This is a genomic window from Polaribacter marinus (assembly GCF_022662535.1).
GTDB classification, from domain to species: Bacteria; Bacteroidota; Bacteroidia; order Flavobacteriales; family Flavobacteriaceae; genus Polaribacter; species Polaribacter marinus.
The window spans coordinates 437,225-453,614 of the sequence record NZ_JAKQYM010000001.1; the positions used below are offsets into that span (position 1 = coordinate 437,225).

Below are 16,390 nucleotides of genomic sequence, written 5' to 3' on the forward strand. Positions count from 1 at the left end.
TAATTATTCATGATGATAAGGTTCATTCTTTAAAATAGTAAAGCCCCTATAAAGTTGTTCGACAATAAATAAACGAATCATTTGATGGGAAAAAGTCATTTTAGATAATGATATTTTTCCAACAGATTTTGTATAAACAGTATCAGAAAAACCATAAGGTCCGCCAATTACCAACACCAATTGTTTAATACCAGAGTTCATTTTTTTCTGTAAATATTTAGAAAATTCGATAGAAGTAAAGTGTTTTCCTTTATCATCTAACAAAATTAATTGATCTGTGTTTTGTAATTTGGATAGAATTAATTCCCCTTCTTTTTCTTTTTGTTGTGCTTCGCTTAAATTCTTCACATTTTTAATATCCGGAATGATTTCTAACTCAAACTTGATATAATGTTTTAATCGGTTTTGATATTCATCAATTAACTGAATTAATTGTTTGTTATCCGTTTTACCGATTGCTATTAATTTAATTTTCATACAGCAAAATTATGAATTATGAATTACGAATTACTATTTTTACATCAGAATAAATTTTTAGCATGATAACAGAAGCACAATTTAAAAACGAATTAGATTTAATAATAAAAAATGCCATTAGAGAAGATGTTGGTGATGGAGATCATACATCACTTTCTTGTATTCCTTCAGATGCTCAAGGAAAAGCAAAATTGTTGGTAAAGGAAGATGGAATTATTGCTGGTGTTGAATTTGCAAAACAAGTTTTTTCTTATGTAGACAAAGATTTACAAGTAGAAACATTTATAAATGATGGCGAAAAAGTAAAATATGGAGATGTTATTTTTTATGTTTCAGGAAAATCACAATCCATATTAATGGCAGAACGTTTGGTGTTAAATGCCATGCAAAGAATGTCTGCAATAGCAACAAAAACAGCTTTTTTTACAGGTTTATTAAAAGGAACAAAAACAAAAGTTTTAGATACCAGAAAAACAACTCCAGGAATTAGAGCCATTGAAAAATGGGCTGTAAAAATTGGAGGAGGAGAAAATCATCGTTTTGCTTTGTATGATATGGTAATGATTAAAGACAATCATATAGATTTTGCAGGTGGTATTACTGCTGCAATTACCAAAACAAAGAAATATTTAGCAGAAAAAAAACTTGATATCAAAATTATTGTAGAGGCAAGGAGTTTAGAAGAAATCAAAGAAATTTTGTCTAATAAAGGTGTTTATAGAATTCTTATAGATAACTTTAATTATGAAGAAACTAAAAAAGCGGTTGCTTTAATTGGCAATACTTGCTTAACAGAATCTTCTGGAGGAATTAATGAAAAAACAATTAGAAAATATGCAGAATGTGGTGTCGATTTTATTTCATCTGGTGCATTAACGCATTCTGTTTATAATTTAGACCTAAGTTTAAAAGCGATTGATTAATCTTAATCAAAATAATATGAAAAAATACATAACAATAGCAGCTTCACTAGTACTTGTAATCTCTTGCAACACTAAAGAAGTTAAAAAAGAAAATAAGATGGATATTTCTAAAAATCCTTTATTAATAAAAAGCACCTTAGAATACGGTACGCCAGATTTTACGAAAATAAAAGCAAAACACTTTTTACCTGCAATTTTAGAAGGAATGAGATTGCAAAACGAGGCAATTGAAAAAATTACTCAAAATACAGATGCCCCAACTTTTAATAATACCATTCTAGCTTTAGAAGAGAGTAGTAAAAAACTAGATGATGTTACGGCTGTTTTTTATGGATTGGCAGGTGCACATACAAATGATACCATCAAGGAGGTTCAAAAAGAATTAGCACCTAAGTTTTCGAAGCATAGCGATGATATTTTATTAAACACGAAGTTGTTTGAAAAAATTAAAACAGTTTATAACAACCTTCCTGAAGCTAATTTAGATCCGGAATCAAATCATTTAGTAAAAGAATATTTTAAGAATTTTTCTAAAGCAGGAGCAAACTTGTCTGAGGATAAAAAAGAAAAATTAAAAGAAATAAATTCAGAAATAGCAAGTTTGTCTAATGATTTTGGAAAAAAACTATTAGATGCTAGTAAAAAAGGCGGAATTGTAGTTACAGATAAAGCTCAATTAAAAGGGTTTTCTGAAGAAAAAATAAAGTCTTTAGAAAAAGATGGTACCTATGAAATTCAGTTGATAAATACAACACAACAGCCATCTTTACAAACTTTAGAGAATAGAGAAATTAGAAGACAATTATTTGAAAAATCGATTCATAGAGCAGATGTTGGCGAATATGATACAAGTGATATTGTTAAAAAAATGGTGCTATTAAGAGCTCAAAAAGCGCAAATTTTAGGGTATGATAATTATGCAAGTTGGAGTTTACAAGGAACAATGGCTGCAACACCTGATAAGGTTTTTGAGATGTTTAAAAGTTTAATTCCGGGTTCTTTAGAGAAAGCAGCTTCTGAAATAAAAGAAATTCAAGCTGAAATTAATAAAGAAGGAAAAGACTTTAAATTAGCCGCTTATGATTGGAATTATTATGCAGAAAAAGTGCGTAAATCTAAGTATAACTTAAATGAAGATGATGTAAGACCTTATTTCGAAATGACAAATGTTTTAGAAAAAGGCGTTTTTTATGCTGCTACAAAATTATATGGAATTACATTCAAAAAACGTACAAATATACCAACCTATCATCCAGATGTTGTGGTTTATGAATTGTTTGAGGAAGACGGAAGTAAATTAGGTTTATTTTTTGGAGATTATTTTGCAAGAGATAGCAAACGTGGTGGTGCGTGGATGAGTAACTTTGTAAAACAATCTAAATTACGTAATCAAAAACCCGTAATATATAACGTTTGTAACACAACCAAACCGGCAGAAGGAGAACCTGTATTGCTTAGTTTTGATGAAGTAGAAACCATGTTTCATGAATTTGGACACGCATTACACGGATTTTTTGGGAATCAAAAGTATGCATCTATTTCTGGTACAAGTACTGCAAGAGATTTTGTAGAATTTCCATCTCAGTTTAATGAAAACTGGTCTACACATCCAGATATTTTAAACAACTACGCAGTCCATTACAAAACAGGAAAAGTGATTCCTGCAGCATTATTGCAAAAAATTAAAGATGCTGGGACTTTTAATCAAGGATATTCTATGATAGAAAATTTATGTTCTTCTAGTTTAGATATGAAATGGCATACAATTTCGGCAGATGATACAATTGACGATGTTGCAAAATTTGAAGCTGATGCTTTAAAAAGTATGAAATTAAATGTAGATGAAATTCCACCAAGATACCGTTCTACCTATTTTGCACATATCTTTAGTAGTGGGTATTCTGCAGGTTATTATTCTTATTTGTGGACAGAAATGTTGAGTCATGATGCGTATGATTGGTTTAAACACAATGGTTTGTTAACAAGAGAAAACGGACAGAAATTCCGTGAACAAGTTTTATCAAAAGGAAATACGATGGATTATGCAGAAATGTATAAAACCTTTGCAGGTAGAGGTCCTAAAGCAGCGCCAATGTTACAAGCTAGAGGTTTAAAATAAAGTAAATGAAAGAAATTTTAAAAGTTTTGGTAGTTGCATGTTTTCTTTTTTCTTCTTGTATAAGCAATGAAGTTAAAAATATTACAGGTATTTACAAAGGTGAATTTCCTTGTGGAGATTGTGCTGGTATAGACAATAAAATGACTTTAAATGCCGATAGTACTTTTGTTTTAGAAAAAATGTACAAAGGAAAAGGGAACGATAGTATTTTTAAAGAAACGGGAAAGTATACTGTTAAAGAAGGAAAACTCTTTTTAGAATTAAAACAGTCGCCTTTTAAATATGAAATTAGAAATAACTATATTGAATTACTAGATATTGATGGTCATAAAATTGAAAGTGAGTTGAATTATAAATTGATAAAACAAGAATAAATTTATAGATGACAGATGCTTATTTTGATAGCGAAGAATTTACTAAAATTGATTTCACAAAAACGAAAATCAAAAAAGGAGAATATGACAATTGTGTTTTTACCAATTGTAGTTTCGAAGGAATTCAGGCATCAAATATTCAGTTTGTAGAATGCCAATTTTTTGATTGTAATTTTAGCAATACAATTGTAAAAGATACGGCTTTTAAAGATGTGAAATTTATAAATTGTAAAATGATAGGTATTAAGTTTAATGAGTGCGATCCTTTTTTATTACAATTTAGTTTTAAAGTTTGTCAATTAAGTTTTTCTTCTTTTTATCAATTAAAAATACCAAAGACTTTATTTAGTAATTGTAATTTGCAAGAGGTAGATTTTACAGAAACTATTTTAACAAGTTCAATTTTTGATAATTGTAATTTAAAAGGAGCTATTTTTGATAGAACAAATTTAGAAAAGTCAGATTTTATAACTTCTACTAATTTTAATATTCACCCAGAAAATAATCGTTTAAAAGGAGCAAGGTTTAGTAAGGAAAATGTTGCTGGATTATTATTTGTTTATAACGTTATTGTATCATAAGTAATGACAAAAGAAATAGAAGACAAATTAGAAAAAATTCCAGTTGTAAATCTCTTGGTAAGATTTGGGAAAGGAATAAAAATTCCAGGGTTACAAGGAATGTCTTTGTATGATGTAATTGAAATGTACATTATTGGAATTGTAAAAGGAGCGTTAACAACTAGAGCGGGGGGAATTGCATTCAGTTTTTTTATGGCTGTTTTTCCTTTTATGCTATTTATTCTTACATTAATTCCATATATTCCTATAGAAGGTTTTCAAGAAGGTTTGTTTTCTTTTATCAAAGAAATTTTACCACCCCAAACTTTTGAAGCTGTAAATACTGTTCTGGGAGATATCATTAATAATCAATATGGAGGCTTGCTTTCTTTTGGTTTTTTATTATCTATATTTTTAATGACAAATGGTGTAAATGCTATTTTTGGTGGTTTCGAATATTCGTATCATGTAAAAGAGTTCCGAAATGTTTTTAAAGCGTATTTTATTTCGTTGGGTGTTTCTTTATTAATGTCCCTTTTTTTAATAGTAACCATTACTACACTTATTTTATATCAAGTAGCATTATCTAAAATAGATGAAAATGGTTGGTTAAATACAAGTGACCTAAATCTATTTTATATTGGTAAAAGTTTCTTGTTTTTAGTAATGATTTTCACAGTAGTGTCTTTACTGTTTAGATACGGTACTAAACAAGGTAAAGAAACCAAATTCTTTTCTGCAGGAGCCATTTTAACCACAGTAGTTTCTTTATTTACATTTTATTTATTCGGAATTTATGTAGTTAAATTTGCACAATACAATCAATTGTATGGTTCTATTGGAACACTTTTAATATTGATGTTATTTGTATGGTTAAATGCAATTATTCTCTTATTAGGGTTTGAATTAAATGCCTCTTTATACAGTTTAAGGCAAAGAAATAAAACTTTTACAACTCCTAAAAAATTATAACTTTTTCACGATATTTGCACTCGCAAAACAATTATCATTTAACAGTTATCAGTATTCTGATGTATTGATAAATGGTAAATGAACATTGATAATTGATTTATATGAAACCAAGTATTCCAAAAGGAACCAGAGACTTTTCGCCAACAGAAGTGGCTAACAGAACGTATATAATGAATACGATAAAAACTGCTTTTGAAACTTTCGGTTTTCAACCTATAGAAACACCAAGTTTTGAAAATTCATCAACCCTAATGGGGAAATATGGAGAAGAAGGAGATCGTTTGATTTTTAAAATTTTAAATTCTGGTGATTTTTTAAAGAAAGCTGATGAAACTCTTTTATCAGAAAAAAACAGTTTAAAAGTCACTTCCCAAATATCAGAAAAAGCTTTGCGTTACGACTTAACTGTGCCATTTGCACGCTACGTTGTACAGCATCAAAACGATATTACCTTTCCTTTTAAAAGGTATCAAGTACAACCCGTTTGGAGAGCAGACAGACCTCAAAAAGGTCGTTTTAGAGAGTTTTTTCAGTGTGATGCTGATGTTGTTGGTAGTAAATCTTTATGGCAAGAAGTAGAATTTGTGCAATTATATGATACTGTTTTTACCAAATTAGGTTTAGCAGGAACAAGCATCAAAATAAACAATAGAAAAATATTATCTGGAATTGCTGAAGTTATAGGTGCTCAAGATAAATTAATCGATTTTACAGTTGCTTTAGATAAGTTGGATAAAATTGGTAAAGACGGAGTTGTAAAAGAAATGTTATCTAAAGGAATTACCGAAGATGCCATTGAAAAAGTGCAACCTTTGTTCGATTTTACAGGTTCTAATTTAGATAAATTAGCTTCATTAGAAAGTATGTTATCAACTTCTGAAGAAGGAACAAATGGAGTAGAGGAGTTGCGTTTTGTTATTAATTCTGTTGAAGAATTGGGCTTAGAAACAGTAGCATTAGAAGTTGATGTTACTTTGGCGAGAGGATTAAATTATTACACCGGTGCTATTTTTGAAGTTGCTGCACCAGAAGGTGTAAAAATGGGTTCTATTGGTGGTGGTGGAAGATATGACGATTTAACAGGAATCTTTGGATTAAAAGATGTTTCTGGAGTTGGAATTTCTTTTGGACTAGATAGAATTTATTTAGTCTTAGAAGAATTAGGTTTGTTTAAAACCGTTGCTTTACCAAAACCCAAAGTTATTTTTTTAAATTTTGATGCAGCTACAGATATTCTAAAAATGAAAGCAATTAAAAGTTTAAGAGAATATAATATTAAATCAGAATTTTATCCTGATTTAGGTGAAAGTAATAAGGCACAAAAACGACAATGGAAATACGTAACTAATAGAGAAATTGAATTTGTTGTAGCTAATGTTAATAAGGATGTTTTTACTTTAAAAAATATGATTTCAGGAGAACAAGTTAATTGTACATTATCAGAATTAGTGAATCAGTTAAAGGAGTAAGGGATTATAGTAAAATAGTTTTAATTTATTGAGAAATTAAAATAATACGTTGCAAACACGTAAATTTGCACTTTAATAAAGAATGAAATGTTTGAATTGAACAGCAAAATGAATGACGAAAGAATTGAAGAATTAGGAGAGAATCATGTGGCAACTTCTGCGGAAAACCCAATAAGACCAGATGCATTTGATATTTCTAATGAAGAAAAAATAACGAAAATCCAAGAAAGTGTTAAAGATATTTTAACCACTTTAGGAATGGATTTAACAGATGATAGCTTACAAGGAACCCCGAAAAGAGTTGCAAAAGCTTTTGTTAATGAACTATTTATGGGATTAGATCCTAAAAATATGCCTAAAGCATCTACGTTTGACAATAATTATAATTATGGTGAAATGTTGGTAGAAAAAAACATTGTTGTGTACTCTACCTGCGAGCATCATTTATTGCCAATTATTGGTAGAGCACATGTTGCATATATTTCTGATGGGAAAGTAATTGGACTTTCTAAAATGAATAGAATTGTAGAGTATTTTTCTAAAAGACCGCAAGTACAAGAACGTTTAACGATGCAAATTGTACAGGCGATGCAAGAAGCTTTAGGAACAGAAAATGTTGCATGTGTAATAGATGCAAAACATTTATGTGTAAATTCAAGAGGAATAAAAGATATAGAAAGTTCTACAGTTACAGCAGAATTTGGAGGTAAATTCAAAAATAAAGAAACAAAGAGAGAGTTTTTAGATTATTTAAAAATGGATACTCAGTTTTAAGAAGTTAGATTATATAATATTAAAAAACCGTTTAGAAATTATCTAAACGGTTTTTTATTTATAAGTATTTTAACTTTTTAGTTAACTGACTAAAACCCATTCTCCTTTTTCAATTAAAGGAATTGCTTGTTTAAACTTAACTTCTTTCTCTTCGCCACTCATTACATTCTTTATCGTAACACGTTCGTTTCTACCAATTTTTGGTTGATCACGAACAATTGTTTCAACAGGTTCTTGTTGTCTAGAGTTTTGAATAGCTTGCTCAGTAGAATTCTGAACATCTGCTTTACTAGTATTTAAACGCTCTCTTTTTTGTTGACGAGCTTCAGAAATTTGATTGGCATCTTGCGTTGGCAATTCTCCTTTAAATAAGAAAGATAATACTTCTTTATTTATTTCATCAACTGTTTTCTTGAACAATTCAAAAGCCTCAAATTTATAAATTAATAAAGGATCTTTTTGCTCATAAGAGGCATTTTGTACAGAGTGTTTTAACTCGTCCATTTTACGCAAATGATCTTTCCAGTTTTCATCTATAATTGCCAAAGTGATATTTTTCTCAAAGTCTGTAACCAAACTTTTTCCTTCACTTTCATAAGCTTCTTTTAAATTGGTTACAACTTGTAAAGATTTTGTTCCATCTGTAAAAGGAACAACAATTCGCTCATATCTATCACCTTCATTTTCAAAAACATCTTTAATTACTGGAAATGCTAAAACGGCATTTCTTTCAATTTTGTTTTTGTAATGTTTAACAACAATATCATATAATGTATCGGTTAATTCTTTTTCTGAAAGTTTGTTGAAATCATCTTCAGAAAAAGGAGAAGACATTGATGTGAATTTGATTAATTCAAACTCAAAATTCTGAAAATCTTTAACAGCTTTGTTGCTATTGATAATAGATTCACAAGTATCATAAATCATATTTGCAATATCAACTTGCAAACGTTTTCCGTCTAAAGCATTACGTCTTCTTTTGTATACAAACTCACGTTGCGAGTTCATAATATCATCATATTCTAATAGACGCTTACGAATACCAAAGTTATTTTCTTCTACTTTCTTTTGTGCTCTTTCAATAGACTTAGTAATCATTGAATGCTGAATTACTTCGCCTTCTTTTAAGCCCATTCTATCCATCATTTTGGCTATTCTATCAGAACCAAAAAGACGCATTAAATTATCATCTAAAGCTACGTAAAATTGAGAAGAACCAACATCACCTTGTCTTCCTGCACGACCTCTTAACTGTCTATCTACACGTCTAGAGTCATGTCTTTCTGTACCAATAATTGCTAAACCACCAGCTTTTTTAACTTCTTCGGTCAATTTAATATCGGTACCACGACCAGCCATATTTGTTGCAATGGTTACAACACCAGGTTTACCAGCTTCAGCAACAACATCGGCTTCACGTTTGTGTAATTTTGCATTTAAGATATTATGTGGAATTTTACGCATTTGTAACATTCTACCTAATAATTCTGATATTTCTACAGAAGTAGTTCCTACTAAAACAGGACGTTTTTCATCAACTAATTTTACAATATCTTCAATTACTGCGTTGTATTTTTCTCTAGCAGTTTTGTAAACTAAATCTTGTTTATCATCTCTTTGAATAGGTTTGTTAGTAGGAATTTCTACAACATCTAATTTGTATATTTCCCATAATTCACCAGCTTCTGTTACGGCAGTTCCTGTCATTCCAGACAGTTTTCTGTACATTCTAAAGTAATTTTGTAAAGTTACTGTTGCAAAAGTTTGTGTTGCATCTTCAATTTTACAATTTTCTTTTGCTTCAATTGCTTGGTGTAAACCATCAGAATAACGACGACCGTCCATAATACGACCTGTTTGTTCATCAACAATCATTACTTTATTGTCCATTACCACATATTCTACATCTTTTTCAAAAACAGTATATGCTTTTAAAAGTTGATTCATGGTATGAATACGCTCACTTTTAATACTAAAATCTTTATATAATTCTTCTTTTAGTACAGCTTTTTCTTCTGATGTTGCATCAGAATTATCGATTTCTCCAATTTTTACACCAATATCTGGTAAAACAAAGAAAGTATCATTTTGTGTTTTCTCTGATAAATGTGCAATTCCTTTATCTGTTAAATCAATTTGATTATTTTTTTCTTCAATAACAAACCATAAAGCTTCGTCTACTTCTGGCATCAACTTATTGTTGTCTGCCATATAATAGTTTTCTGTTTTTTGAAGAATTTGTTTGATTCCTTCTTGTGATAAAAACTTAATTAATGCTTTGTTTTTAGGTAATCCTCTGTAAACTCTTAATAGTTGAAAACCACCTTCTTTGGTATCTCCTGCTGCAATTAGTTTCTTAGCTTCTGCCAAAACACCAATTAAATATTTACTTTGAATTCCTACTAAATCATTAACCAATGGTTTTAGTTCGTTAAATTCGTGTCTATCTCCTTGCGGAACGGGACCAGAAATAATTAAAGGAGTTCTTGCGTCATCAATTAAAACAGAATCTACTTCATCAATAATAGCGTAATTTGGAGCTCTTTGAACTAAATCATCTTTAGAGCTTGCCATGTTATCACGTAAATAATCGAATCCAAATTCGTTATTTGTTCCGTAGGTTATATCTGCATTGTATGCTTTTCTACGTTCGTCAGAATTTGGTTGATGGTAATCTATACAATCTGTTGTAAAACCATGAAATTCAAAGATAGGTCCCATCCATGCTTTATCACGTTTTGCTAAATAATCATTTACAGTTACTAAGTGAACTCCGTTTCCTGTTAAAGCATTTAAATATACAGGTAAGGTAGAAACCAATGTTTTTCCTTCACCGGTCATCATTTCAGCAATTTTACCTTGATGTAAAACAGAACCTCCAATTAATTGAACGTCATAATGTACCATATCCCAAGTAACAGGTTTTCCTGCAGCATCCCAAGAGTTTTGCCAAATAGCTTTATCTCCTTCTAAAATTACATGCTCTCTAATTCCAGATAATTCTCTATCATAAGCAGATGCAGTAACTTCTATTTCTTTATTTTCTACAAAACGTTTTGCTGTTTCTTTAACAACCGCAAAAGCTTCTGGCATAATTTTATTCAGCGTTTCTTCAGAAACTTTATAAGCTTCATCTTTTAAAGCATCTATTTCTGTATAGATGTCTTCTTGTCTATCTATATCAGCCGTTTTTGCTTCTTCTTCTAAATCAGCAATTTTATCATTAAATTCTTTAGTGGCTGTTTTTATTCTTTCTTTAAACTCTATGGTTTTTGCCCTTAACCCATCATGAGAAAGTTTAGAAAATTCTACTTCGAATTTTTTTACATCTTCAACAATAGGTTGTAAAATTTTTAAATCTTTTTCTTGTTTATCACCAACAAAAAGTTTGATTACTGAATTTAAAATGCTCATTATTATGTTGTTTTCAGCTAAATTAATAACTGTATTATAGTTCCGTATCAGGTTTTTTTAAACCCTGAAAAACAGTTTTCTTGATTAAAAGAAAACAAAAAAAAAGCCTCTTTAGAGACTTTTTATATTTTATTATTATGTTTAGTATTCATCCTCATTCCAAAGATAATCATCTTCGGTAGGATAATCTGGCCAAATTTCAATAATTGAGTCATATGCATCGCCTTCATCTTCAATATCTTGTAGGTTTTCTACTACTTCTAAAGGAGCTCCGGTTCTAATAGCATAATCTATTAACTCGTCTTTGGTTGCTGGCCAAGGCGCATCTGCTAAATAAGATGCTAATTCTAATGTCCAATACATTTCTTAATGTTTAATTTTGTGCAAAAATAATTTTTTTACTGAATTATACAAGTCTTTTTTAAGAAATATACAGTGAAGTTATTTGATTATTTTGTTAAATGCTTAAAATTAGTAGTTTAAGTATTAAATAAAATTCAAAATTTCTTCAAATCGATAAAATAAGAACTTATTAATTTTTTTTAGGAATCCATTTGATTTCCTCTATTTCTAAATCTTTAGACAATTTCCGTGCCAACACAAAAAGATAGTCAGAAAGTCGGTTTAAGTATTTAAGGATGTCATTATTTATATTTTCTTGGTCATTTAATTCTACAGAAAGGCGCTCTGCACGCCTACAGATACATCTTGCAATGTGACAGAATGACACTGTTTGATGTCCTCCAGGGAGAATGAAATGTGTCATTTGAGGAAGCTCAGAATCCATTTTATCGATTTCATTTTCTAAAAATAAAATAGAGCTTTCATCAATTTTAGGAATGTTTAATCTTTCTTTTCCGTTTTTTAAAGTTTCTTTTTCTGGAGGAGTTGCTAACATTGCTCCTAAAGTAAATAATTCATTCTGAATTTTGAGTAAAGATTCTTTAATAGAAATATTGATATTTTGGTCTTTGATTAGACCTATGTATGAGTTCAGTTCATCAACATTTCCATAACTTTCTATACGTAAGTTATATTTTTTTACTCTAGATCCTCCAAAAAGAGCGGTTGTGCCTGTATCTCCTGTTTTCGTATATATTTTCATTTTTTTAGTTTGAAAATTGAAATATCAAAGTTACAAAGTTTGTTTTCTAAAAAAGTGTTAAAGTCTGATCTTAAAATTTTCTTTTGCTTGTTCTTCTCTAAAGAACACAATTCCAAAATGAAATACATCTACGGTAACCCTAACTTTTGGATGCTGTTTAATTGCATTCCAAGCTTCTTTCATTTCTGGACTCCAATAAATATCATCAAATATCCAAATAGAGTTATTGTTTATTGTTTGTAAGCAAATATTAAAATACTCTAAAGTGGCTTTTTTTGTATGATTACCATCGAAATAAATTAAATTAAATTGGTTGTTTTCTGTTACTTTAGGTAGTGTTTTTTGAAAACTTCCGGTAAGAATATTTATGTTTTTTAAATGATTTCTATTAAATAACTCTTGAGCAATTTCACTAGTTGCAGGGCAGCCTTCTAGTGTTGTAATTTTAGCGTCATTATTTCCAATTTTAATTGCAGATGTTCCTAAACCTAAAGAAGTACCAATTTCTAAAACATTTTTAGGCTTAAAATACTGGACTAAACGAATGCATAATTTTGCTTTTTTATTTGATATTCCTGCAACAGTTGCAATCTTAGAAATTTGACGTTCATTATTCTTAAAAAATTTAGATCCAGAACCAAAATCAGTAACTTTTATTTTATTTTTATTGTTTAAAAGTTCTTGCCTGATTTTTAAATAAGAGGTCCATAAATTTGGTTCTGTTTTTTTATAAAAACATTTGGTTACTAAATTATACACAAAAGGAGAATGTACTCCATGTTGATTACTAGCTGTAAGGATAAATTTGAAATATTCTAGAATATAATACATTATTAGAATTAAAAGAATACGAAATTAAAATAAAATTATAGGAAACCACTTAGAAAAAGTATATTTGTATTTATTGATGTTTAAATTTATGAAGAAAACCTCCCTCTTAGTAGTCTTATTTTCTATTATAATTAGTTCTTGCGTACCCAGTAAGGATTTGGTTTATTTACAAGGAAACCCAACTCCAAGCAAAGAAATTCAACGGATAAATAATATTCCTTATAAATTGCAAGTAGATGACATGGTTAACATTTCTATTAAATCTAGTGATGAAAAATTAGTATCTATTTTTAAAAAAACAGATGGGAATTCTGGTAATGTTAGTTCAAATTTTGCTGGAAGCTCTGGATATTTTTCTGATTATAGTGTAGATAGTTATGGAAATATTAGAATCCCTACCTTAGGAGAAGTTAATGTTTTAGGATATACAGAAGTTGAAGTTAGAAAAAAAATTGAAAAAGAATTAAGAGAAAAATATATAAGAGATAACGAAAACTTATTTGTTTCAGTGAAATTGTCTGGTATAAAATATACCATTATAGGAGAAATTAATAGTCCTGGACCAAAAGTTATTTTTCAAAATAAGGTATCAATTATAGATGCTATAGCAAATTCTGGAGATATTACTGATGTTGGAAACAGAAAATCTGTAGAAGTAATAAGAAAAACAGAAGAAGGAACAGAGAAGTTTTATATAGACTTAACAAACATCAATGCTTTTAATTCTGAGGTATTTTATATCAAACCTAACGATTATATAAATGTGATTCCTTTAAAACAAAAAGCTTGGGGTACTGGTACCACAGGTTTACAATCTTTAACAACCATAGTTTCCATCTTTACTTTAATAACTTCAACTATTATTTTAGCTAGAAATTTATAAAAAATTATATGAATAATAATATGAAGCTTCATAATTCTGGTCAAGGAAATGTTGACGTTAAGGGATATTTATTTAAAGTATTGGCTTATTGGAAACTGTTTTTGATAAGTATTGTTATTGCCTTAATAGTAGCTAAATTTTTAAATGGTTACAAACAAAAAAGATACAGTTTAAGCACTACAATTTCTGTGAAAGAAGAAAATAATCCCTTGTTTTCTACAGGTACTAATATTGCTTTTAATTGGGGGGGAGCAAGTGATCAGGTGGAAACGGTAAGAGTGATTTTAAAATCAAGATCCCACAATGAGAAAGTAGTAGATTCACTTAATTTTTTCATTGAGTATTTAAAAGAAGGAAGGTATAGATTGAATGATGTTTATGGTGAAACTCCTTTTATAATTGAATTAAACAAAGAAAAACCACAGTTATTTAATAAACTTATAGAAGTTGAAATTCTTGCAAAAGATAGGGTTAAATTATCTTTTGATTTGGAAAATTCGACTTCAACGAAACTCATAAATTATTCGAATAATACTTTAAATAATTATGAAATGGAAAGTCCTAACTTTTCTAAAGAGTACATAGTTGATGAGAATATTGTAACACCTTTTTTTAATTTTAAAATTATAAAAACTAAAAATTTTATAGTAGGTGAAAAATATTTTATAAATCTTAAAAGTATTGATGCTACTGTAGGGGGATATAGAAATGTTAGAGTAAATAGCATTACAAAAGCAGCTTCAATGTTGAGTCTTTCTTTAGAAGGGACTAATAAAAAAAGGATTGAGGATTATTTAAATGCTACCGTTAAAATCCTAGAAAAAGATAAAAGAGAACAAAAGATTCTATATGCTAGAAATACAAAAAACTATATAGATAAATTTCTTTTAAGGGAAGAAGATAGTCTTAAAAAAATAGAAAAAGAGTTAGGGAATTATAAGCAAAATAATAACATTTATGATTTATCTATAGAAGGTGCTCAAATTTATGAAAAAACAATAAGTTTAGATGAAGAGAGAAGGTTGGTAACAGAAAGTGTAGGATATTTAAATAACCTAAGAAATTATATATTAACACACAATAAATACAATCAAGAAAGTATACCGGTACCTGCATTAATAGAAGTTCAAGATACTAAAATAAGTATAGAAATAGGAAAGCTAGTTCAGAGGTCTACCGAAAGAGAAGTTTTAAGAAATTCTGTAAGAGAAAATTATCCACCGCTACAAAAATTAAATAGTGAAATTGATATTTTAAAAAATAACCTTTTAGAAAATATAGCAACATTGTTATCCATAAATAAGGGGAAATTAAATAGTTTAAATAGAAGAATCGCTAAGTATAATAAAGAACTAAGTAAATTACCAAAAAGAGAACAAGGTTTGGTGAAATTTGAAAGAAATTATCAACTTTCAGAGATAAATTATAATTATTTAAAACAAAAGAGTTACGAAGCAGGTACAGCAATTGCAGCCAATGTTTCGGATGTAAAAATAATAGATCCTGCAAGATCTACAGAAGCGTCACTTACATATCCTAAACCTGGTTTTAATAACCTTGTAGCTTTAATGTTAGGTACCATAATTCCATTGTTTTATATAATCATAAGAGAAGTATTAGATAATAAAATACATACTGCAGAAGAAATACAGCATAATTATGCAATTCCTGTTTTAGGTGTTGTTGGTAGAAATAGAAGTAAAAGCAATTTAGCTGTTTTTGAAAGTCCAAAATCTTCAGTTGCAGAATCTTTTAGAGCTATTAGGTCAAATATCCAATTTTTGTTTAAAAATACAAAGGCAGATGAATGTAAAACGCTGTTATTGACTTCATCTGTGAGTGGTGAAGGTAAGACAATGATTTCTATTAATATGGCTACTGTTTTTGCTTTAAGTGGAAAAAAAACAGTTTTGATTGGTTTAGATTTACGAAAACCAAAAATTTATGGAGATTTTGATTTAGCAAATGACGTTGGAGTTGTTAACCATTTAATTAATCAAAAAACTTTAGATGAAATTATAAAACCAACTAAAGTTCCTAATTTAGATGTTATTATTTCTGGACCTATACCTCCAAATCCTTCAGAGTTGTTACTAAATAAAACAGCTTCAGATATGATTCTTGAGTTACAAAAAAAATACGATTATGTTATTATAGATACACCTCCAGTAGGTTTAGTTTCTGATGCATTAGAATTATTTAAATATGCAGATGCAATTATTTATGTTATTCGTCAGAACTATACAGAAAAAGGAATGATGAAGATGATTGATGATAAATATAAAAATAAAGAAGTTACAAATATTAGTTATGTATTAAATGACTTTTCTATTAAAAATAAATATGGTTACGGATATGGTTATGGTTACGGATATGGCTACGGATATGGTAAGTATGGCTATGGTTATCATGAAAATGAAGAAACCGAAGGAATTTTTTCTAAAATTATAAGTTTTATAAAACCAAAAAGTTAATCAAAAAGCATCGTT

The 16,390-nt window shown here is 29.0% G+C and carries 14 protein-coding genes; 9 read left to right on the forward strand and 5 right to left on the reverse strand.

From position 1 onward, the window contains the following. Positions 1-3: 3 nt before the first annotated feature. The gene (rlmH, locus tag MC378_RS01945) at positions 4-477 is read right to left on the reverse strand and encodes a 23S rRNA (pseudouridine(1915)-N(3))-methyltransferase RlmH (RefSeq protein WP_242177030.1); all 474 of its coding nucleotides are present in this window, start codon (positions 475-477) and stop codon (positions 4-6) included. Positions 478-539: 62 nt separating this feature from the next. Here rlmH and nadC point away from each other — a divergent pair, with 62 nt between their 5' ends. The 7 genes from nadC to folE all read left to right on the forward strand — a co-directional run bounded on the left by nadC (position 540) and on the right by folE (position 7,668). Further along, complete coding sequence (nadC, locus tag MC378_RS01950) at positions 540-1,400, forward strand: carboxylating nicotinate-nucleotide diphosphorylase (protein ID WP_242177031.1); 861 nt, start codon at positions 540-542, stop codon at positions 1,398-1,400. 16 nt (positions 1,401-1,416) lie between these two features. Next, entirely contained in the window at positions 1,417-3,519 is a 2,103-nt protein-coding gene (locus tag MC378_RS01955; protein WP_242177032.1) for a M3 family metallopeptidase, read from the forward strand. A gap of 5 nt (positions 3,520-3,524) precedes the next feature. Next, positions 3,525-3,893, forward strand: a complete 369-nt coding sequence (locus MC378_RS01960; protein ID WP_242177033.1) for a copper resistance protein NlpE — start codon at positions 3,525-3,527, stop codon at positions 3,891-3,893. A gap of 8 nt (positions 3,894-3,901) precedes the next feature. Next, the gene (locus MC378_RS01965; protein WP_242177034.1) at positions 3,902-4,474 is read left to right on the forward strand and encodes a pentapeptide repeat-containing protein; all 573 of its coding nucleotides are present in this window, start codon (positions 3,902-3,904) and stop codon (positions 4,472-4,474) included. A gap of 3 nt (positions 4,475-4,477) precedes the next feature. Next, on the forward strand, positions 4,478-5,425 hold the full coding sequence (locus MC378_RS01970) for a YihY/virulence factor BrkB family protein (RefSeq protein WP_242177035.1): 948 nt from the start codon (positions 4,478-4,480) through the stop codon (positions 5,423-5,425). 101 nt (positions 5,426-5,526) lie between these two features. Next, positions 5,527-6,894, forward strand: coding sequence for a histidine--tRNA ligase (gene hisS, locus MC378_RS01975; RefSeq protein ID WP_242177036.1), 1,368 nt, complete (start codon positions 5,527-5,529; stop codon positions 6,892-6,894). A gap of 108 nt (positions 6,895-7,002) precedes the next feature. Further along, positions 7,003-7,668: a GTP cyclohydrolase I FolE gene (gene folE / locus MC378_RS01980; RefSeq protein WP_420850993.1), complete on the forward strand. Its 666-nt coding sequence runs from the start codon at positions 7,003-7,005 to the stop codon at positions 7,666-7,668. Between the two features lie 81 nt (positions 7,669-7,749). Here folE and secA read toward each other — a convergent pair whose 3' ends face one another. The 4 genes from secA to MC378_RS02000 all read right to left on the reverse strand — a co-directional run bounded on the left by secA (position 7,750) and on the right by MC378_RS02000 (position 13,018). Continuing rightward, positions 7,750-11,082, reverse strand: a complete 3,333-nt coding sequence (gene secA, locus MC378_RS01985; protein ID WP_242177038.1) for a preprotein translocase subunit SecA — start codon at positions 11,080-11,082, stop codon at positions 7,750-7,752. Between the two features lie 141 nt (positions 11,083-11,223). After that, the gene (locus MC378_RS01990) at positions 11,224-11,445 is read right to left on the reverse strand and encodes a DUF2795 domain-containing protein (RefSeq protein WP_015479930.1); all 222 of its coding nucleotides are present in this window, start codon (positions 11,443-11,445) and stop codon (positions 11,224-11,226) included. A gap of 169 nt (positions 11,446-11,614) precedes the next feature. Beyond that, the gene (locus tag MC378_RS01995) at positions 11,615-12,187 is read right to left on the reverse strand and encodes a cob(I)yrinic acid a,c-diamide adenosyltransferase (protein ID WP_242177039.1); all 573 of its coding nucleotides are present in this window, start codon (positions 12,185-12,187) and stop codon (positions 11,615-11,617) included. Positions 12,188-12,244: 57 nt separating this feature from the next. After that, positions 12,245-13,018 (reverse strand): O-methyltransferase, encoded by a 774-nt coding sequence (locus tag MC378_RS02000; protein ID WP_274704087.1) that lies wholly within the window; start codon positions 13,016-13,018, stop codon positions 12,245-12,247. Positions 13,019-13,106: 88 nt separating this feature from the next. Here MC378_RS02000 and MC378_RS02005 point away from each other — a divergent pair, with 88 nt between their 5' ends. Together MC378_RS02005 and MC378_RS02010 are read left to right on the forward strand one after the other, a co-directional pair. Then, on the forward strand, positions 13,107-13,901 hold the full coding sequence (locus MC378_RS02005) for a polysaccharide biosynthesis/export family protein (protein WP_242177040.1): 795 nt from the start codon (positions 13,107-13,109) through the stop codon (positions 13,899-13,901). Between the two features lie 8 nt (positions 13,902-13,909). Continuing rightward, complete coding sequence (locus MC378_RS02010) at positions 13,910-16,375, forward strand: GumC family protein (RefSeq protein WP_242177041.1); 2,466 nt, start codon at positions 13,910-13,912, stop codon at positions 16,373-16,375. The last annotated feature ends 15 nt before the right edge of the window (positions 16,376-16,390 follow it).

Bases quoted from the DNA above. Each gene is read 5' to 3' on its own strand.
- MC378_RS01970 (WP_242177035.1), top strand. From the start codon at position 4,478: ATGACAAAAGAAATAGAAGACAAATTAGAAAAAATTCCAGTTGTAAAT.
- MC378_RS01990 (WP_015479930.1), bottom strand. From the start codon at position 11,445: ATGTATTGGACATTAGAATTAGCATCTTATTTAGCAGATGCGCCTTGG.
- MC378_RS01955 (WP_242177032.1), top strand. From the start codon at position 1,417: ATGAAAAAATACATAACAATAGCAGCTTCACTAGTACTTGTAATCTCT.
- MC378_RS02000 (WP_274704087.1), bottom strand. From the start codon at position 13,018: ATGTATTATATTCTAGAATATTTCAAATTTATCCTTACAGCTAGTAAT.
- MC378_RS01965 (WP_242177034.1), top strand. From the start codon at position 3,902: ATGACAGATGCTTATTTTGATAGCGAAGAATTTACTAAAATTGATTTC.
- MC378_RS02005 (WP_242177040.1), top strand. From the start codon at position 13,107: ATGAAGAAAACCTCCCTCTTAGTAGTCTTATTTTCTATTATAATTAGT.
- hisS (WP_242177036.1), top strand. From the start codon at position 5,527: ATGAAACCAAGTATTCCAAAAGGAACCAGAGACTTTTCGCCAACAGAA.
- rlmH (WP_242177030.1), bottom strand. From the start codon at position 477: ATGAAAATTAAATTAATAGCAATCGGTAAAACGGATAACAAACAATTA.
- MC378_RS01995 (WP_242177039.1), bottom strand. From the start codon at position 12,187: ATGAAAATATATACGAAAACAGGAGATACAGGCACAACCGCTCTTTTT.
- folE (WP_420850993.1), top strand. From the start codon at position 7,003: ATGAATGACGAAAGAATTGAAGAATTAGGAGAGAATCATGTGGCAACT.
- MC378_RS01960 (WP_242177033.1), top strand. From the start codon at position 3,525: ATGAAAGAAATTTTAAAAGTTTTGGTAGTTGCATGTTTTCTTTTTTCT.
- nadC (WP_242177031.1), top strand. From the start codon at position 540: ATGATAACAGAAGCACAATTTAAAAACGAATTAGATTTAATAATAAAA.
- secA (WP_242177038.1), bottom strand. From the start codon at position 11,082: ATGAGCATTTTAAATTCAGTAATCAAACTTTTTGTTGGTGATAAACAA.
- MC378_RS02010 (WP_242177041.1), top strand. From the start codon at position 13,910: ATGAATAATAATATGAAGCTTCATAATTCTGGTCAAGGAAATGTTGAC.